Raw genomic sequence first — 19,073 nt, forward strand, 5'->3', positions numbered from 1 at the left:
CTATTCTTCCTGCCTCTTGGCCGCTTCCCACAAGGAATCCATTTCCTCCAGGGACATCTCGCCCATATTCTTCCCGGCTTCCCGGGCCATCCTCTCCATCGCGCGGAAGCGCCGGGAGAACCGATCGACCGCATCCTGCAGGGCCACCTCGGGGTCGGCACCCAGAATGCGACAGGCATTCACCACGGCGAACAGCAGGTCGCCCAGTTCCCGCTCTACGGTCCCATCAGGCCCGCCGTAACGAACGTCCCCCACGTGACCGCCTCCGGCGGGGGCCGGCCCGCCGGGATGCGGTGCACCGGCGGCGGCCCGCACCTCGTCCAGTTCCTCCTGGACTTTCCCCAGCACCCCGGCCACGTCTCCCGCCTCCCAGTCGAATCCCACCTCCCGGGCGCGCCCCTGTACCCGCCATGCCCGCTGGAGCGCGGGAAGAGCCACGGGCACCCCGTCCAGAGCGGAGGATTCCTCGCCCCGCTCCTCCTTCTTGATCTCGTTCCACCGGCGCAGCACCTCCGCCGGAGTCCGGGCGCTGGCGGTTGCGAAGACATGAGGATGACGACGCAGCAACTTATCCACCAGGAGGTCACAAACGGTGCCCAGGTCGAAATCCCCCTCCTCGCGGGCGATCTGGGCATGCAGCAGCACCTGCAACAGTAAGTCTCCCAGTTCCTCGGCCAGTTTATCCCCCTGGCGGATGGCCTCGGCCACCTCGTACGCCTCCTCGATCGCGTAGGGACGCAGGCTGAGGTGGGTCTGCTCCCGGTCCCAGGGACACCCCCCCTGCCCGCGCAGGCGGGCCACCACCTCCACCGCCCGCACCACTTTCTGGGCCAGGGAAGCAGGCCGGGCCGGGAGCGGCAGGGGAGGCACCCACAGGCTTACGGCAGGACCCGCGTGGGACCCCCGGTCCAGGTCCACCAGGGGTATCCACGAAACCGCCTCGCCCCGGCCTCCGCCGCTCACCAGGGCCACCCGGTGGTCGGGCGGGTACAGGTCCAGGAGCCTGAGCTTGAGGTCGGAAAGGAGCAGAGGGTGCCACAGCTGGCATACCAGCAGGGGCTTGTCCCCTCGCGGCATCCAGGCAGCGGGGAGACGGGCATCGACCGCCTCAAAACCGTCGTTCAGGGGGTCCCGGCCCAGGGCGCTGAAAACCGCCTCCAGGAAGGAGGGAGCACCCAGCAGGCGCACCTTCACCCGCCGCGACGGCGCCTCTTCCAGCAGGAGACCCACCGTGCGCTCGCCCACCAACGGGTGCCCAGGCACGCCGTAGACCACAGTGCCGTGTTCGCCGGCCCGCTCCAGCACCCGGGCGGCAATCTCCCCGTAAAGCCGGTCGAAGTCCGCCGCCTCCTCGTAGAGGGAATCGCAGGATTCCCAGGCCACTTCCCGCCGGCTCAGCCAGGCGGCCAGGGGATGGTGGGCGGTGCGCAACAGCACGGGCGCCATCCCCTCCGGGGTACGCCCCTGCAACAGGCGAAGATTGCGGGCCGGCACCTCCTCTGCCGGCCCCGGCCCCATGCCCACGACGTAAACGGTGTGCACGACCTCCCTCTCTTTCTCCCGGCCCTCTCCCCGTGGCCTCACCGGGCCGGAGGTCAGGGACGCAGCAGGCCACTCCTCCTGAGCCACGCCTCCAGAAACCGGGCTCTCGCCGGGAGCATTTCCAGATCGCTTTCCCGGAATCCTCCCACCACCAGCAGAGCCACCAGGTAGAGGCATGCCCCCGCCACCACCCCGAGACCGATGCCGCCCCAGGGCGACCCCGTTGCCCCCTGTCCCCACCGGTACAGGGCGGGCAGGCAGAGCCCCATCACCGCCAGGGCCGCGCCCGGGCGCAGGACCAGGTCCGAGACGGAGGCCACCCGGCCCAGTCGCCGGGCTACGGCAGCGATCCCCAGCAGGCCGGCCAGGCCGAACCCCGCCACCGTGGCCCAGGCCACCCCTACCACCCCCGACGGCTGCCCGGCCACGTACCAGGTCATCACCACCTTCAAGACCGCAGCGACCCCCAGGTGCCAGAGGGGAACGGCCACCTCCCCCAGCCCCTGCAGGATGCCGGCCGTGGCCTGCTGCAACCCGAGGAAGAGCGCTGCCCCCGCCAGGGGACGGAGGGCCACGGCCACCTTGGGGTCGCCGTAAAGCGTGGCACAGATGGGCTCCGCCAGGACGGCCAGGCCCACGGCCGCTGCTGCAGTGAGAGTCACCGTGAATCGCAACCCCGTGGCGGCGCGGTCGGCAGCCCCCTCGCGGTCGCCGGCGGCCAGGCAACGCGCCACGGCGGGCACCAGGGCCAGCTGCAGAGAGGCACTGAAAAGGGAGGGCAGGTTCACCAGGGGCATGGCGCCCCCGGTAAGGCGTCCATACCAGGCGGTGGCGGCTTCGGGCGAGAACCCGGCTGCCTGCAGGCGGGCGGGAACCACCACGTCCGCCAGGGTGAACACGGTGAACATGGCCCCCGTCATGGACACGGGCACCGCCTGCCCCAGGAACTCCCGCATCACCGGCAGGAAATCCCCGCCTCGCGGGGGCCCGCCCCTGCGAGCACCACGCTCCGCGGCGTCGTCGCCTGGCCGGGCGCGCGCACACCACGCCAGGTAGACCAGGCCGGCCGCCCCTCCGGTGGTCGCGCCAAAGGCGGCTCCCGCCGCCGCCGGCGCCACCCCCGCGGGGAGCAGCAGCCAGGCCAGCAGGAACATGGTGCCCACGCGCACCACCTGCTCCACGATCTGGGACACGGCAGGCGGGTGCATCTTCTGGTACCCCTGGAACAAACCCCGGTAGGCACTCATCATCACCACGGCCAGCACGGCGGGAGCCACCGCCTGCAGGGCCGGCGCGGCCCGGGGCTCCCGGTATACCGCCCCGGCCAGCCAGGGCGAAGCCGCGAACAGGGCGGCACCCAGGGCGACTCCCACCACGGCCAGAACCCCCAGGACCGCGCGGAACACCACCCCCACCTCGGCGGACTTCCCCGCCCCCAGGCGGGCGGACACCATGCGGGAAAGGGCCACGTTGGCGCCGGATGTGGACAGAACGAGCAGGGTGCTGTACACCGGGTAAGCCATCTGGAAAAGGCCGATCCCCTCGGGCCCCAGCAAAGGGTAAAGGAATACCCGGTATACGGCACCCAGTGCCCTGGCAGCCAGCCCGGCGAGAGTGAGGACCAGTACCCCCCGGAGAAAGCTATCCTCCCTCAAGCCGTCCCCCCGTCTTTACTGTTCCATCTGCTTGGCCAGAAACCCGGCGGCAGTCTCCGCCAGCTTGATCTCCAGCTGGGTGATCTGGGCATCGGGGTCGCGGGCGCCGATGCACACCGCTCCCAGGGGGTCACCCTCCGCCACGATAGGGGCGATGACAGCTGCGGTGAACTTGGTCTCTTCCTCCTCGTCTCCTACGATGCTTCCCTTTATGCGCGCCTCCGCCTTCCCGCCCACCACCAGGGTCTTGCGCTCCTCCATGGCGGTTTCCACCAGGGAACCGATGGGCTTGTTCAGGAACTCCTTCTTGGGAGCCCCCGACACCGCCACCACTGTATCCCGGTCGGTGATCAGGGCCACCTGCCCCACCGCCTCGTAGAGGGAGTCGGCGTACTCTTTGGCGAAATCACCGAGTTCGCCGATGGGTGAGTACTTCTTGAGGATGACCTCCCCGTCGCGGTCTACGAATATCTCCAGAGGGTCACCCTCGCGGATGCGGAGGGTACGGCGTATCTCCTTCGGGATCACTACCCGCCCCAGGTCATCGATGCGCCTGACGATGCCCGTGGCTTTCATGGGACAACCCTCCCTTTGGGCCTGGCTTTCGCGCTTAGTATATAGCCCGCCTTACAGGTTTATTCATTTTTTCCAAATATGGGCCCGGCCCCCGAGGGGGCCTCTCGGGGGGGACCCCTAGGCGGGGCTCTCCTCGAGCTGGGCCAGCAGGGCTTCCAGGTCCGACAGCAGCTTCTCCGGGGAGCGACCCTGGGCCGAAATGGTGAGACTGGGCCGGCGTCCTCCGCTGTACGAAATGGGACCGCGGGGCCGGCGGGGAAGCTCGCGGGGCAGGCGAATGAGCACGCGATCGCGTATCTGGCTCACGCTGGTGATGCCCAGGCGCTGGCAGGCCGCCTTGACGCGGGCCACGGCCAGCAGGTTGCGGGCAGGCAGGGGCATCGGTCCGTACCGGTCTTCCAGCTCCTCGCGCACGAGCTGGGCATCCCGCGCCCCCCGTACGGCGGCCAGCAGCTTGTAAGCGGCGATCTTCTGGCCGGAATCCGAAATCCATTCGTCCGGGAGATAAGCATCTACCTTGAGTTCCAGGGTTACCGGAGCTTCCTCGGTCACGGGCTGACCCTGCATCTCCCGCACCGCCTCCTCCAGGAGGCAGCAGTACATGTCCAGCCCCACCGCCATGATGAAGCCGTGCTGCTCCGGCCCCAGCAGGTTGCCCGCCCCCCGGATCTCCAGGTCGCGCATGGCGATCTTGAATCCCGAACCCAGCTCGGTGAACTCGGAAAGTGCCTGCAGGCGGCGCTCCGCCGCCTCGGTGAGCCGCTGGTCGGGCCGGAAGGTGAAGTAGGCGTAAGCCAGGCGGTTGGACCGCCCCACCCGTCCCCGCAGCTGGTAAAGCTGGGCCAGCCCCAGCTCGCCGGCGTCCTCCACGATGAGGGTGTTCACGTTGGGCATGTCCAGACCCGACTCGATGATGCTGGTACACACCAGCACGTCATACTCCCCGTTGAGGAACTCCAGCATGACGCGTTCCAGCTGCTCCTCCCGCATCTGGCCGTGGGCTATGGCGACCCGGGTCCCGGGGACCAGCCTGCCTACCCGGGCGGCAGCCCGCTCGATGGTGCGCACCCGGTTGTGGACGTAGAACACCTGCCCCCGCCGGCGCAGCTCCCGTTCGATGGCCTCCCGCACCAGGTACTCCGAATACTCCACCACATAGGTCTGCACGGGATAGCGGTCCTCGGGGGGAGTCTCGATCGCACTCATGTCCCGCAGGCCCGCCAGGGCCATGTGCAGGGTGCGGGGAATGGGTGTGGCGGTGAGGCTGAGCACGTCCACGCTGAGCCGCAGCTGCTTGAGGCGCTCCTTGTGGGCCACCCCGAACCGGTGCTCTTCGTCTACGATGAGCAAGCCCAGGTCCCGGAACCCCACATCATCCTGCAGGAGGCGGTGGGTACCGATGACGATGTCCACCGTTCCCCGGCGCAGCCGCTCCAGCACCGCATCCTGCTCGCGGGGCGAGCGGAACCGCGAGAGCACTTCTACGGCTACGGGATACCCGGCCAGGCGCTCCCGGAAGGTGTAGTAGTGCTGCTGGGCCAGGATGGTGGTGGGGACCAGCACCGCCACCTGCTTGCCGTCCATGACGGCCTTGAAGGCGGCCCTGATGGCCACCTCCGTCTTGCCGTAACCCACGTCTCCGCACAGGAGGCGATCCATAGGGCGGGGTTTCTCCATATCTCGTTTGATCTCTTCCGTGGCCTGGCGCTGGTCGGGCGTCTCCTCGTAGCGAAAGGAATCCTCGAACTCCCCCTGCCAGGGGGAGTCGGGCGAAAAGGCATATCCCGGGAGGGCCTGACGGAAGGCGTACAGCCGCAACAGCTCCTGGGCCATCTGACGTACCGATTCCTTCACCCGGTTGCGCGCCCGCGTCCACTCGGTACCCCCCAGGCGGTTGAGACGGGGCTGATGCCCCTCCGGCCCCACGTATTTCTGCACCAGGTGAACCTGCTCAGTGGGCACGTAGAGAGCGTCGCCGCCCGCATACTGCACGAACAGGTAGTCCCTGTGCGCTCCCTCGATCTCCAGGGTGCGCACTCCCAGGTAGCGGCCGATGCCGTGACTCTGGTGCACCACGTAGTCGCCGGGCCGCAGCTCCCCCAGTTCCAGGCGTACCCCTTCCCGGGGTCTGGGCAGTTGCCGCCGCTTGGGACGCCCGTACACGGCCGCATCGGTGACCACGGCCAGGTTGAGGGAAGGCAGTTCGAACGCCGTCTCCAGGTCGCCCTCGGTGACCAGGACCTCCCCCGGCTCGGGTACGCGGGTCAGAGGCGTCACGCGGGGGGCCAACACTCCCTCGTCCCCCAGCCTCTCCGCCAGGGCCCGTCCCCGGTCGGACGTGGTAGCCACCACCAGCACCCGGCCCCCCCGCCTCCATCGGCGGAGATCGTCCATGAAGGAGGGCCAGTGCCCGTGGTACACGGGGAGGCTGCGGCCCGGAAAATCCACGATGGTCTCGCCGGCGGGCGCGCGGCCGCGCAGCAGAGAAAAGAATACCCGCGGCTGCCCGGCCAGCCGCTGCTGCAGGGCATCCGCGCCCAGATACACATCCACCTGCCGGGGGAGGAGCAGGCCCTGGCTCAGGAGCTGGGCTACCTGTTCCCTGCCCGCCTTCTCGGCTTCTTCGGCCGCCTCCCGCAGGCGGTCGGGTTCGTCCAGGACCACCACCGGGGGCTCGGGGAAGTAGTCGAGGAGGGTGTATGCGGTGGGGCAGAGGTACGGCAGGTACTGATCCACGCCCACAAAGAGGCCGTCCTCCATCCTGGCCAGGTGCTCGCCCACTCTCTCCTCCAGCCGGCGCGCTTCGGCGGCCCTTCCCCTCGCGGCGAGGCGCTCCACGGTGCGGGCCAGATCCCGCGCGATTTCCCGGCGGGCCCGCTCCCTTTGCTCGGGCGAGAAGAGGTCTTCCCGGGCCGGACCAACGACCCCCGTCTCCAGGGTGGCCACGGGGCGCTGGCTGGCCGGGGACCGCTGAGCGGCCAGAGAGCGCTGGCTGGCCGGGTCGAAGCGGCGCACGGATTCTACGTCATCGCCGAAGAACTCCACCCGCAGGGGAAGTTCCTCTCCAGGCGGGTACACGTCCAGGATGCCACCCCGCCAGGAGAACTGCCCCCGCGTCTCCACGGCATCCACCCGCTCGTAGCCGGCCTCCTGCCACCGGCGGGCCAGGTCGGCGGGGGCCAAGCTCATCCCCGGCTCAAGCTGCATATCCAGGCCGCCGAGCCAGGCGGGATCGGCCAGCCTGCGCAGCAGCGCACTCAGGGGCGCCACCACCACCCCTGTCTTTCCCCGCAGGAGGAAGGTGAGCACGGCCGCCCGGCTCCACAAGAGCGACCCGGACCGGGCCAGCACCTCGTAGGGCAGCACCTCCAGAGGCGGAAAAAGGTAGACCTGCTCGCCCAACAGCGTGCTCAGGTCCCGGGCCCGCCGTTCCGCCAGGGCGGTGGAGGCGGTGACCACGAGAAAGGGCCGCTTGCTGACGCGGTGCAGGGCAGCAATCACCAGGGAGCGCACCGACCCCGGTGCTCCGTGGACCAGGCACGCCCGCCCGAGAAGCTGGCGGGCCAGCCTCTCTATCTCCTCGCTTTTTGCGCAGAAATCAACCAGCGGAAGCATCTGCCGAGTTAACCCATCCCATGGCCACGTCGAGGCCGCGTTCCAGGAGCAGGGCACACCCTTCTACAGCCTTCTCCACCACTATACGGTAGAATTCCACTTCCTCCTCGCTCATGGGGGCAAGCACAAAATCGGCGGGGTCCATGTCCGCCGGGGGACGTCCTATGCCCACCCGCAGGCGCGGGATATCCTCCGTGCCGAGGGCGAGTATCACCGACTCCACACCCCGGTGCCCGCCCGATCCTCCGGCCGGACGCATGCGCAGCCGGCCGGCCTCGAGGTCCAGGTCATCGTGGATCAAGAGCAGGTCGGCGGGCACCAGGCCCAGCCGGGTGACGGCCTGCCCCACCGCAGCCCCGCTCAGGTTCATGAAGGTGAGGGGAAAGAAGAGTCCTACCTTCTGCGCCCCCACCCGGCCCAGGCCAATAAGTCCCCCTCCCACGCGTCGGGAAAGGGGGATATCCCACCGGCGGGACAGCCCTTCCACCACCCAGGCTCCCAGGTTGTGGCGCGTGAGCCGATATCTCTCCCCCGAGTTACCCAGGCCCACGAACAGCCGCAGCTAGGTACCACCTCCAGGGGTCGCACCTTCTCCGGCCCTTTCTCCGGCAGCCGCTTCCCCGGCGGCCGGCTCCGCGGCGGGCTTCTCCTCTTCCTCACGCCTGGGGGCCAGCACCGTGATCACCACTTCGTCAGGCTTCTCCGCCATCCTGACCCCGGGGGGCAGCCGCAGGTCGGCCACTGTGAGGTGCTGGCCGACGCCAAGCCCGCACACGTCCACCTCGATGTCGGCGGGGATGGCGGTGACCGGAGCCTCTATCCGCACGCGGGGGAGCTGATGCTGCACGATGCCTCCCCGGCGCATCACTTCCTCCGCGCCCCTCACCACCACCGGGATCTCCACCACGAGTACGTCCCCCAGCAATACCTGCTGGAAATCCAGGTGCATCACCCGCAGGCTGACCGGGTCCCGCTGGATTTCCTTCAACACCGCCGTCCATTCCCTGCGTTCGCCATCTTCCACGTCGACCCGCACCACGGTACCCGTACCCAGCCCGGCCGCCAGGTGCCGGTCCAGGTCATGAGTGAGAACCTGCACGGGGATGCTCCCCGCCTCCCGTCCGTAGAGGATGGCGGGCACCCAGCCTTCCCGGCGGCTGCGGTGGGCAGGCCCCTTCCCCGCCTCGCGGCGGCGAGCCTTCAGCCTGATTTCTGCCACTTCTGTCACCTCACTGGAATAGCTCCGAGACCGACAGGTCGGAATGGATACGCCGGATGGCCTCGCCCAGCAGGGGAGCCACGGATATCACCTTGAGCTTGGGGCCGAGACGGCCCCGCTGATCGATGGTGTTGGTGATCACCAGCTCCTCCAGCAGGCTCTCGTGTATGCGGCGGGGCCCGTCCCCGGAGAGGATGGCGTGGGTGCAACACGCGTACAACGCTTTCGCCCCCCGATCCCTGAGCGCCGCGGCGCTCTCCACCAGCGTGCCGCCCGTATCCACGATGTCATCCATGATTATAGCCACTTTTCCCGCCACCCGTCCAATCACGTTCATCGCCTCCGCCACGTTGGGCTCCGGCCGGCGCTTGTCCACAATGGCCAGGGGCGCCCCCAGCCTTTCGGCCAGGCCGCGGGCCCGCGCGACTCCTCCCACGTCCGGCGACACCACCACGATGTCCTCCAGTCCCTTCTGGCGGAAGTAGTCAGCCAGCAGAGGAGCGGCGGTGAGGTGGTCCACCGGGATGTCGAAGAATCCCTGGATCTGCCCGGCGTGCAGGTCCATGGTGACCACCCGGTCTACGCCGGCCACGGTGAGCAGGTTGGCCACCAGCTTGGCCGTGATGGGTTCCCGGCCCCGAAACTTGCGGTCCTGGCGGGCGTAGCCGTAGTACGGGATCACCGCCGTGATACGCCAGGCCGACGCCCGGCGCAACGCATCGATGATGATCAGGAGTTCCACAAGGTTCTCGTTGACGGGCCGGGACGTGGGCTGGATGACGAAGCAATCGTGCCCGCGCACGCTCTCCATTATCATCACCCTGGCCTCGCCATCGGCGAAGCGCTTCAGTTCCATGCCCCCAAGGGGGATGCCCAGGTACTCGGACACCTCCAGGGCCAGGGGCACGTTGGCCCCCCCGGCGAACAACTGTAGCTCTGCTGCCAATGCTGCCACCGTCGCTACCCCCTATCGCGCTGCTTGATGACTACCAGTGGCCCCACCGTCGCACCCTTCCTGACCCGCACCAGCCCCTCGACCACCGTGCCCGGTCCGATCAGCACGTCCCTTTCCGCTTCCACATGCTCCCCCAGGTAGGCCGCGGCGGGATCGGCCACCGTTACGCCCTGACGCATGACGGCCTCCACGTGGGAACGCCGCAGGGTGGATTCCATCCGCGCCAGGTCCGCCCGGTCACTGACTCCCTCCGTCCGCTCGGGGGGGACGGTGACGGCCACGATCTCCTCGCCCCGTCCGCTCATGATCCCCACCGCATCGGTCAGATAGAATTCTCCCTGGGCATTGGCCCGACCCACCAGCTCCAGCGCACCCCACAGCCGGGGTGCCAGGAAGCAGTAAACTCCGGCGTTCACCTCGGCGACGGCCCGCTGCTGGGGAGTGCAGTCAACCTCTTCTACGATGCCCACCACGCGCCCTGCCGCGTCGCGGATCACCCGCCCGTACCCGGTGGGATCGGGCAGGCGCGTGGTGAGGAAGGCCAGGACTGCGCCCGCCCGGCGCCGCGCTTCCACCAGGGATCGCAGATCCCCGGCATCCAACAGGGGAGTATCCCCGTACACCACCAGCACGTCGCCGCGGTACCCTTCCAGGAGCGGCCTGGTTGCCAGCACGGCGTGGGCCGTGCCCAGGGGACGGTCCTGGTGCACGAACTCCACACCTTCCCCGTGCAGCGCTTCCTGCACCCGGTCCCCCTGGACTCCCACCACCACGATCACCCGCGAGGCGCGGGCGCCCCGCACGGCGTCCAGCACGTGCCCCACCAGCGGCCGGCCCCGCAGGGGATGGAGCACCTTAACCAGGGACGACTTCATGCGCTTGCCCTGGCCGGCAGCCAGCACCACCGCCACCAGGTCGGGATCAGCCTCGAGAGACGAGGATGGAGGTGACCAGTTCGAGGTCTGCCGGCTTATCAACGTCAATCCCCACTTCCGGATGGCGGGTGACCACCGCCCGCCCGCTGATATGGAAGTAACTCTGCACCCGTCGCTCGGCCTCGCCCAGGGTCAGCCTTCCCAGAAGGTACTTTACCACCAGGAAAGGCCCCAACATGGAGGCGAGCCCCAGGGGGCTCTTGCGCAGGTCGGTTACCCGCTTGAGGAGAGGAAGGATGGCCAGTGCCGCCCCGGGCCTGAGCATGAATATGTTGCCCCCCGTGACGGCCAGGTCTCGCAGTCCGATCCAGCTGCGCCTGGCCCCGGGGTAGCGGGAGACGATGGCGTGTTTGGGGATGACCGCATAGTAGAAATCGTGCTCCCCCAGCGCCCGGCACTCCGCCAGGAACGCCTCCACCACCTCGGGAGTGAGGAGGGGGAGGTCTCCGGTAGCCACCACCACCGGCTCACCGGCGGGAAAAGCCTGCAGGCCCCGGGCCAGGTTGTCCACCAGGCCTGCGGTACCCTCCACCACCTCCACCCGGGGAGGCCGGGCCAGGTATGCCAGTTCGGCGGGGCCCACCACCACCACCCGCTCCAGCCCGGCGCAACCGGCCATGGCTTCCACCACGTAGTCCACGAGCGGGCGGTCTCCCACCGGGATCAGGGCCTCGAAAGGGACATCGCTTACTGCGCGCAAGCGGCCCCGGTTGGGAGCCCCCGCCAGCACCAGTCCACCCGTCATGGCTGACCCCTCCCATGTCATGGCTGGCCCGTCCACTCGCCATCCCATTCTAACCGGACTCTCCCGCGCCCGGGTAGAGAGACCACCGGCCCACGGGCCTGCACAGGAAAGCACGATATCCCCGACCGTGAAGCCCATCGAGGGCGCGCTCGGCGGCCCGGGACGCAGAGAAAACCCCGAAGACAGCCGGGCCGCTCCCGCTCATCTCCGTGCCCAGGGCTCCAGCCCCCACGAGCAACGCGCGCAGCTCCCCTACCTCCGGGACCAGGTGCTCCGTAACCGGGCGCAGGTCATTCCACATGGCACCCGCCACACCTGGCAGGTCACCGTGCTCCAGGGCATCCCGGACCGCGTCCACCCCCTTGCCTCCGGGCACCGGCGGCCGCGACGCGCCGTCCCAAAGGCGATAGACCTCGGCCGTAGCCACCTGGCAGGCAGGCCATGTCACCACCAGCACGCAGGGGGGAAGCTCAGGCAGGGGACTGCACACGTCCCCTCTTCCTTCACCCAGCATCGTTCCCCCGGCGAGAAAGAAGGGAACATCGCTGCCCAGCGCGGCGGCCAGCCGGGTCATCTCGCTCGCCAGTACCTGCACATCCCAAAGCCAGGTCAGGCCTCGCAACGTGGCGGCGGCATCAGAGCTCCCTCCGCCCAGGCCCGCAGCCGGGGGGATGGCTTTGTACAGATCGATGCGCACCCCCCTGCCGGCCAGGCACTCCGCCAGGTCGCGGAGGGAACGGGCCGCCCGGTAGGCCAGGTTCCCCTCTCCCTCGGGAACTCCCGGCCAGACGCATTTCACCTCCAGGCCGGGAGAACATCGCAGGGATACCAGGTCGCAAAGGCTGACGGCCTGAAACACGGTGCGCAACCGGTGATAGCCGTCAGGGAGACGGGGACCGACCTCGAGAGCCAGATTGATCTTGGCGAAAGCAGGGAGGAGTATGGACACCTGACCACCAGCGGTGCCGCCCCTGTGCAGCAGACAGGGCCTGACCGCGGGCGGCCGCCACTTGTCCATTCTCGCCCGGCGGGCTCAATTCCTCCGCTGGCCGGAAAGACGCCGGCAAATAGCGAGGCCGGCGTCAGGCCAGCTCCACGTCCAGGAGTTCCAGCACCCGGCGAATGTCAGAAGCGATGGTGGCGCGGTCGGAGCCCGCAGCCAGCAGTGCCACTGCCGCGCCTTCGGGGGTCACGATCAGGGACCCGCTATCCCCGGGCGCCCCAATGGCGGTGAACACGAGCTGCTTGGTGAAGAAGGCCCACTCCGTGTCGGAAACGGCTACCCTGACCACCGCGTGCATCACGCGCAGCCGACCCTGCGTCAGACCCGTGGTGCGACCGCTTTTCATCACTTCCAGTCCGATTTCCGGCTCGGCGGTCCCGGTAACCCGGCCTACTCCCAGGACGGTGGGCTCGAGGGATATCCCCGGCAGAGGCCGGGCCACGGCAGCGTCCACCACGTTCTCCCTGCTGCGCCGCGGATAGATGTGAACGCCGTAGGAGGAGCGCAGTCCCGCCACCAGGCGATCGGCAATCTTCTCTACCCGGCGCGCCACCGGACAGGAAGCCAGACTGCTCGGCCCCGCCCGGAACAGGGGGACGAAGCGCTCCAGGTGGGCCACCGTGTCGGCCTCCGTTCCCCCGTCGTAGGTCCCGGGCTGACGGATGGGGTCTCCCTTGCGGGCGCGGCCATCCCGGCCGTCAGTGCTGTTGGCCAGCACGTGGTTGTTGGACAGGATCATGAGCTCCCCGGTGCGCTTATCGCGCACCACCGCACCCAGGGTACCGGCGCTCACCTGCCAGTGGCCGATGCTCACCCCCGGTACCAGCGGGCGCACGCGGTCCGTGCGGGAAAGGAACCGCAGATCCCCCACTTCCACCACATCTGTGGCCACCTGACCCAGCCGGTAGGGGACATGGTGGCGGGGGTGGAGGTCGCGTGTTGCCACTTTTCGTCTCACCAGCACCGTCACACCCAGGTGGGCGGTTGGCTCTCCGCCCACCTCTTTGTACCCGACGCCCACTCCCACCACGTTATCCAGTCCCAGGAGGAAGCGCCGGGCCCGCCGCAGCGATCCCAAAACCCTTTCCAGGGTGCACCACCTGCCCGTTGTTGCCCGTCTTATGTAACCATCCTATGCACGGGCACCGTCGAACGGTGAAGCACCTGCCCCCGGGTCAAACACAGTGGAGATAAAGAAACAGGCCCCCGCATGGGGGCCTGCCCGCCCGAACCCTTAGCCTGTGCTCAGCCGCTGCAAACCTGTAGGCGCTTCTCTCCCTCGTCAGTGCATACGATTACTTCTACGGCCGCGGTAAGCACATCCGTATAGCTGAAAGAAACCCGCCGCATGGGTATCTGCTTGCCTTCGATCTTGACCACGAAGATGGAGGGGTAGGTCTTCTCCAGGATGCCTTCCTTCTCCACTACCTTGCGCCGCCCCTTGTTGGCGCGCACTCTGACCTTCTCGCCCACATGGCAGTCGATGTTCTCACGGATTATGCGCAGCACCTGGCTGGTCGGCATTCACATCCTTCCCTTCGCCCCGCCAAAAGCAACCTTATGCGCCAATTGTATCACAGTTTGGCGCCCTCGTCAAGAACATGTATTTTACGTCTGCGGTCCGCCCCTGTCAACCCCAAATCGCACGTTCGCCTCACCCGCGGTGTCCCCCTGCACCGCACACCCCGAACGCAGCAGTACCGTGTGAGGCGCGCCCGGACCACGGACGACACCCCCCGCCCTGGGCACCCGGGCCACGGACGACACCCCCCGCGCCTTCTCCTGGGCGCCCGCATGGCGCTGCACCAGCTCAAAAAAGACGGGATATGGTGTCATCCCAGCGTGGCCCGCCCCCAGGCACAGGCGGCTCCGCGAAGGCCCGCTCCAGCAGGCGGCGAGCCTCCTCGAGCGTAATGACGTCCCCGTTGGGTCGCATGACGCCGTTTACGAAGACGGCACGGGCAATCCCGTAACGTCGCCTGACGGCCAGGTCGCCGCAGTTGTATACCCGCACCACCACCCGGTCCCCGTAGGGCCGGGCCGCCTCCCGCATGATGGCGGCCTCCGGGCTCCACTGTCCCGTGCAGAGCGGCGTGAAAAACACGTCTACGACCACCGCTCCCGGCACGGGCTCAAATGTGTAGGTGGGATGCATATAGGCTGCGATCCGACGAGCCGGCTTTTCGCCGGTGGAGCGGCCCAGGCGCTTGACCATGAGCCGGCGCGTGCCCCGCGTCTCCACCAGTTCGAATCCCAAGCGGCTGAAGAATTCCACCGGCATAAACCCGTACACCCCGGCGAGGGCGTCCACTACCAGGTCGCGTGACTGCGTCAAAGCCAGACGGGAGGCTTCGTCGATCAGGGCACGCCCCACCCCCAGGCCTTTCTGGAACACCGTCACGCAATGTACCAAAAGGGCTCCCTCACCATGGACGTCGCGGGCGGCCCTCTCGATCGGCACCACCTCGACAAACCCCACGGGCTGCCCGTCCAGGTGCGCCACCACCACTCGGACGCCGTTGGCTGCTTCTTCTTCCAGGTAGCACCGGCGGCTTTCTACCTGGCGCTCGTCGTAACGGTCCACATGACCGCACGCGCACACGGCCAGCCAGTTCGATTCGTCCAGACCGCGGAATTCGAATGGCGCCATTTCCCACCCCCGGACCCCGACCCACCGGCGACGCCGGCGACCTCTAGCGGGCGTATTTGTCGGCTACCTTGGATGCGCCGTAAGAGTTGGGCTTGATCTTGGCGTCAAAACCGGTGCCGGTGACCATGCCCACCACTTCGCGGATCATGTCCCGGGTCTCGCCGTTCCGTCCCACGTCCAGGTGGATCTCAATGTCCAGGCCGGAAGAGCCATTCTGGGCCAGCCGCTCGGCCAGCCGGCTGGCCACACCCAGGGATAGGGCCACCTCGTAGAAAATGCGCTGCCGCAGGCTGGGCATCTTGCGCTCCCTGCGCCTGGTGAAGTAATAACGGCCCCCCTTGCCCAGGCGGTGGATGATGACGGCGGTCACGAAGAGCACGTCATCGTGAACCTGGGAGTCGGTACCGATGATCAGCTTGTACGAGGCGTCGGGGTCTTCGGCCACGAAGCCCATGATATCGGAGAACATCTGCTCGAATCCCAGCACGCCCCTGGTCGGGCTTGTGAAGTACATCCTCCCCCACCTGGTCCCCATTGTAACACGAATCCCGGCACAACATCACCTGGTGCCCGCAGCGCACGTCAACCGTCAGCCCCCGCGGACGCCCATCAGATGGCGGCCCGCGCGGTGGTCGCCCGGCGGCGGCCCGGGCGGCGACCGCAGGAAGTGGCACGGAACCGCTCGTCAGCGAGGGGAGGAGCGGCGGGCACTGAGCACGGCGGCCAGAGCGAGAAACTCACTCACACTCAGCTCCTCGGCGCGCCGGCCGGGGTCCACCCCCGCTTCCCGCAGCAGAACGGCGGCTTCCCCCCGGGCGGCCGCCACCGGGGAACCGGCCAGGGCGTTGAGGAGGGTCTTGCGGCGCTGTCCGAAGGCGGCCCGCAGCACGTCGGTCAGGCCCGGGGGCAGGTGCAGGTCCCCCTTGCGTTCCAGCACCGCCACCGCCGACCACACCAGCGGCCGCGGGAAAAAGCAGCCGGGCGAGACCTTCGCCACCAGGCGAGCCCCGCCCCGCACGGCAGCCAGCACCGACAGGGCACCGTACGCCCTGGAACCGGGACCGGCCACCAGCCTCTCCGCCGCTTCCTTCTGGAGGGTAACCACCGCCATGTCCCAGTCCAGGGGCTCTTCCAGCCACAGGTAGAGAAGGAGGGCCGTGAGGTAGTACGGCAGGTTCCCCGCCAGCTTCACCCTGCCCCCCGGGCCGGCCTGCCGCCGGGCCTCCACCAGCAGCTCCGCCCAATCCACCCTCAGGGCGTCGGCTTCCCGCACGGTCACCGCGGGCAGGTCGGCCACCGCCTCCTCCAGGACGCCCACCAGGGCGGGGTCGATCTCCAGGGCCACCACGCGGGCGGCAGCCCTCCCCAGGGCCCGCGTGAGCGTGCCCACCCCCGCCCCCACCTCGATCACCACATCAGCAGGGTGAAGGGCACAGTGCTCCACGATCTTCCGCAGGATGTTCCCATCGATGAGGAAGTTCTGCCCCCACTGGTGACGGGGCGAGACCCCCCGCTGGGCCAGCAGCCTGCGCAGCACGCTGGGCGAGGCGAGGTGCTCCCGCCAGTCAGAGGGCAGAGCTTCCCCGGCTAGGGCAGGATGTAGACGATGACCCTTCGCTTTCCCCACTTCCAGGCCTCGGCCAGGGTATCGTAGCACAGGTCGACCTTGCTGCCCTTGATGGCTCCCCCGATGTCGGCGGCCAGCCCGTAACCGTAACCCTCAACGTACAGCCTGGTGCCCAGGGGGATTACCCTGGGATCGACCGCCACGATGCCCCGCCCGGCCTTCATCCCGGTGTAGGTGTACCCGGTGGCGTTGGGCCCGCACGACTCGGGTCCCGGGTAGTAGGCGGTGGCCGTCACTTCCATGGCCCGCCGGAAGCGGATCACCTGCCCGCCCCGGGAGATGGAGGAGGCCCGGCCCACCGCCACCACTTCGGTCACCGGCTGCCGCACCACCTGGTAGCCCACCGGCTCGCGGGCCACTTCCTGACCGTCGGCGTACTTCACCCGGTAAGTCACCTGTTGCACACCCGGTTTGCCGCGCTGCAGAACCCGTGCCAGCCCAAAAGGTATGCCCTCGTCGTCGCGCCTCTCCACCCGGTGCGGTATCTCCTCCCGCGTCGTGGCCTCTCCGTAAGTAATGCGCACCACGCGGATGGCCATCCCGGGCTGGACCGCGGCCTCGAGACCCGGGATGACCTCGTCGTGGGACCCGAGAGCGACCCCTGCTTCTCGCAGCACGGCAGCCACCGTAGGACCGGGGGAACTCAACTCGCGCGTGATGCCGTCTGCGGTGATGCTGAGGGGCACGCAACGGTACACGTGCACCCGCATCCCGGGCCTGAGGGAAGAGCCAGGCTCGGGCACCACCACATCCCGGGCACTCAGCCTGATCCCCGCCCCGGCGAGAGCCTGCTCCACCCGGCGGGCGGAGGTGGACACCGAAAAGACCTTGCCATCAGCGAGAACTTCAACCTGTTTGTCCGGAAGGAACAGCGGCACCGCCAGCAGGATCGCCGCCCCAAGCATGATGGCTAGCGCCCGCAGGTACCGGTTCCCCCCTGCATCTCTCCATCTGATCAGTCCTGTCGACCCCCTACAGGTAGACAGAATTCGACGGACGCCCCTGCCATCCCTGCCACGCCCACCCTGTCCCGGCACCTCGCCACCACACCTGCCATCGGGACCCTCCCAGGGCAACCCCCGAGCATTGCCACCGCATCCACGGCCCGGCACCGGGTCAGCCTTCACCCCTCGTTCTTCACCTCAACGCGCACGTTCTTGAAGCCGGCGTCTTCCACCTTGGGGAGGTGTACCTCCAGGACCCCGTTCCGGTATTCGGCCCGCGCCCGCTCGGCATCCACCTCAGCGGGTAGCTGGAAGCTGCGGTGGAAGGAGCCGAAACGCCGCTCCCGCCAGTGGTAGGTGGCGTCCTCCCGCTCCCTTTCCTCGCTGGTACGTCCGGCGACGGTCAGTACGTTGTGCCGCACGTTCACATTCAGGTCCTGCGCCCGCAGCCCGGGCACCTCGGCCACCACCACTACGTCCTTATCGGTCTCGAACATGTCCACGGAAGGCTCCCAATGGTGGGCGCGCTCCGCCACCGAACCCCACCAGGGCATTACCCCCAGGAGCCGCCCGGCCTCGGACTCCAACTCCCTCCACCGCCGCCACGGCCCGGGAGCCCAACGCTCGATGTCCCGCACAGTCCTGCCTCCCTTCCCCACTGTTTCCTGAGTAAGTATGAGGAGGAAGGCCATGCCCTATGCGCCACCGCCCAGGAACCACGGCATCAGTGGCACGAGGCGGGGCAGGATTCAGGTAAGGCGGAAAAGGCGGCGGGCGTTCTCGGTGGTCAGGGCGGCGAGCCTGTCGGGGGGTACCCCCCTGGCCTGCGCCACCGCCTCCGCCACCCTGGCCACAAAGGCCGGCTCGTTGCGCTTCCCTCGCCAGGGTTCTGGGGCCAGGTAGGGACAGTCTGTCTCCACCAGAATGCGGTCGAGGGGGACGACGCGGAGCACCCGGCGGAGACCGTGGGCGTTGGCAAAGGTGACCGGCCCGGCAAACCCGAGGTGAAACCCCATGTTCAGCGCCCGGCGGGCCGCTTCCTCATCACCGGAAAAGCAGTGCAGCACGCCCCCCACCTCGCCCGCCTTCTCCCGGCGCAGGATCTCCATCATGTCGGGGTAAGCATCCCGGCAGTGCAGGATGAGGCGCAGGCCCAGCTCCCGGGCGAGGCCGATGTGACCGGCGAAGGCCTCCTGCTGGACGTCGGCCGGGCTCAACATGCGGTAGTAGTCCAGCCCGGTCTCGCCGATGGCCACTACCCGCGGCCCCTGCGCCAGGCGTCGGATCTCCTTCGCAACCCCAGCCCATTGATTCGCGTCGTGGGGGTGGATGCCCACCGCCGCCCACACCCGCTCCTGGCGGGCCGCCAGATCGCAGGCCCGCCGGCTGGAGGCCAGGTCGGCGCCAGGGTTCACCACGGCCACCAGCCCGGCCCGCCACGCCCTCTCCATCACCTGGGCCCGGTCCCGGTCAAACTGGGGGAAGTCCAGGTGCGCATGACTGTCAATCAGGTCCGTCTCACCCCACCCCCCACCGTACTCGCGTATGACCACGTGCTCTGCCGCCCGTCCGGCGCCGGCCATCCCGCCTGACCCCAGGTGACGGGA

18 protein-coding genes are annotated in these 19,073 nt (G+C 68.5%); all 18 read right to left on the minus strand.

The window, feature by feature from the left end; genetic code table 11:
• The 18 genes from mazG to QME70_04915 all read right to left on the minus strand — a co-directional run bounded on the left by mazG (window position 1) and on the right by QME70_04915 (window position 19,049).
• On the minus strand, window positions 1-1,629 hold the full coding sequence (gene mazG, locus QME70_04830) for a nucleoside triphosphate pyrophosphohydrolase (GenBank protein MDI6893928.1): 1,629 nt from the start codon (window positions 1,627-1,629) through the stop codon (window positions 1-3).
• Window positions 1,596-3,197, minus strand: coding sequence for a polysaccharide biosynthesis protein (locus QME70_04835; protein ID MDI6893929.1), 1,602 nt, complete (start codon window positions 3,195-3,197; stop codon window positions 1,596-1,598). The genes mazG and QME70_04835 overlap by 34 nt, the downstream gene beginning before the upstream one ends.
• Window positions 3,198-3,212: 15 nt before the next feature.
• Window positions 3,213-3,773 carry a stage V sporulation protein T gene (gene spoVT / locus QME70_04840; GenBank protein ID MDI6893930.1) on the minus strand — a complete coding sequence of 187 codons (561 nt, stop codon included), beginning with the start codon at window positions 3,771-3,773 and terminating at the stop codon, window positions 3,213-3,215.
• Window positions 3,774-3,890: 117 nt separating this feature from the next.
• The gene (mfd, locus tag QME70_04845; protein MDI6893931.1) at window positions 3,891-7,388 is read right to left on the minus strand and encodes a transcription-repair coupling factor; all 3,498 of its coding nucleotides are present in this window, start codon (window positions 7,386-7,388) and stop codon (window positions 3,891-3,893) included.
• Window positions 7,372-7,938 (minus strand): aminoacyl-tRNA hydrolase, encoded by a 567-nt coding sequence (gene pth, locus QME70_04850; GenBank protein MDI6893932.1) that lies wholly within the window; start codon window positions 7,936-7,938, stop codon window positions 7,372-7,374. Before pth ends, mfd begins: the two co-directional genes overlap by 17 nt.
• A gap of 12 nt (window positions 7,939-7,950) precedes the next feature.
• Complete coding sequence (locus QME70_04855) at window positions 7,951-8,607, minus strand: 50S ribosomal protein L25 (GenBank protein MDI6893933.1); 657 nt, start codon at window positions 8,605-8,607, stop codon at window positions 7,951-7,953.
• Window positions 8,608-8,617: 10 nt separating this feature from the next.
• Window positions 8,618-9,562: a ribose-phosphate pyrophosphokinase gene (locus QME70_04860; GenBank protein ID MDI6893934.1), complete on the minus strand. Its 945-nt coding sequence runs from the start codon at window positions 9,560-9,562 to the stop codon at window positions 8,618-8,620.
• A 5-nt stretch (window positions 9,563-9,567) separates the two neighbouring features.
• The gene (locus tag QME70_04865; GenBank protein MDI6893935.1) at window positions 9,568-10,545 is read right to left on the minus strand and encodes an NTP transferase domain-containing protein; all 978 of its coding nucleotides are present in this window, start codon (window positions 10,543-10,545) and stop codon (window positions 9,568-9,570) included.
• On the minus strand, window positions 10,484-11,242 hold the full coding sequence (locus QME70_04870; protein ID MDI6893936.1) for a nucleotidyltransferase family protein: 759 nt from the start codon (window positions 11,240-11,242) through the stop codon (window positions 10,484-10,486). Before QME70_04870 ends, QME70_04865 begins: the two co-directional genes overlap by 62 nt.
• Before the next feature lie 49 nt (window positions 11,243-11,291).
• Window positions 11,292-12,191, minus strand: coding sequence for a 4-(cytidine 5'-diphospho)-2-C-methyl-D-erythritol kinase (ispE, locus tag QME70_04875; GenBank protein MDI6893937.1), 900 nt, complete (start codon window positions 12,189-12,191; stop codon window positions 11,292-11,294).
• A 133-nt stretch (window positions 12,192-12,324) separates the two neighbouring features.
• Window positions 12,325-13,323, minus strand: coding sequence for a hypothetical protein (locus QME70_04880; GenBank protein MDI6893938.1), 999 nt, complete (start codon window positions 13,321-13,323; stop codon window positions 12,325-12,327).
• A 167-nt stretch (window positions 13,324-13,490) separates the two neighbouring features.
• Window positions 13,491-13,769 carry a Veg family protein gene (locus QME70_04885; protein ID MDI6893939.1) on the minus strand — a complete coding sequence of 93 codons (279 nt, stop codon included), beginning with the start codon at window positions 13,767-13,769 and terminating at the stop codon, window positions 13,491-13,493.
• 286 nt (window positions 13,770-14,055) lie between these two features.
• Entirely contained in the window at window positions 14,056-14,895 is an 840-nt protein-coding gene (locus QME70_04890) for a GNAT family N-acetyltransferase (protein ID MDI6893940.1), read from the minus strand.
• 43 nt (window positions 14,896-14,938) lie between these two features.
• Window positions 14,939-15,409, minus strand: a complete 471-nt coding sequence (locus QME70_04895; GenBank protein ID MDI6893941.1) for a ribonuclease H-like YkuK family protein — start codon at window positions 15,407-15,409, stop codon at window positions 14,939-14,941.
• A gap of 171 nt (window positions 15,410-15,580) precedes the next feature.
• Window positions 15,581-16,522 carry a 16S rRNA (adenine(1518)-N(6)/adenine(1519)-N(6))-dimethyltransferase RsmA gene (rsmA, locus tag QME70_04900; protein MDI6893942.1) on the minus strand — a complete coding sequence of 314 codons (942 nt, stop codon included), beginning with the start codon at window positions 16,520-16,522 and terminating at the stop codon, window positions 15,581-15,583.
• Window positions 16,483-17,427, minus strand: coding sequence for a ubiquitin-like domain-containing protein (locus tag QME70_04905; protein MDI6893943.1), 945 nt, complete (start codon window positions 17,425-17,427; stop codon window positions 16,483-16,485). Before QME70_04905 ends, rsmA begins: the two co-directional genes overlap by 40 nt.
• Before the next feature lie 218 nt (window positions 17,428-17,645).
• Window positions 17,646-18,104, minus strand: a complete 459-nt coding sequence (locus QME70_04910; GenBank protein ID MDI6893944.1) for an Hsp20/alpha crystallin family protein — start codon at window positions 18,102-18,104, stop codon at window positions 17,646-17,648.
• A 111-nt stretch (window positions 18,105-18,215) separates the two neighbouring features.
• Complete coding sequence (locus QME70_04915) at window positions 18,216-19,049, minus strand: TatD family hydrolase (GenBank protein ID MDI6893945.1); 834 nt, start codon at window positions 19,047-19,049, stop codon at window positions 18,216-18,218.
• Between the last annotated feature and the right edge of the window lie 24 nt (window positions 19,050-19,073).

This window comes from Bacillota bacterium (assembly GCA_030019365.1).
In the GTDB taxonomy this organism is placed as follows: domain Bacteria; phylum Bacillota; class Sulfobacillia; order JACIYH01; family JACIYH01; genus JACIYH01.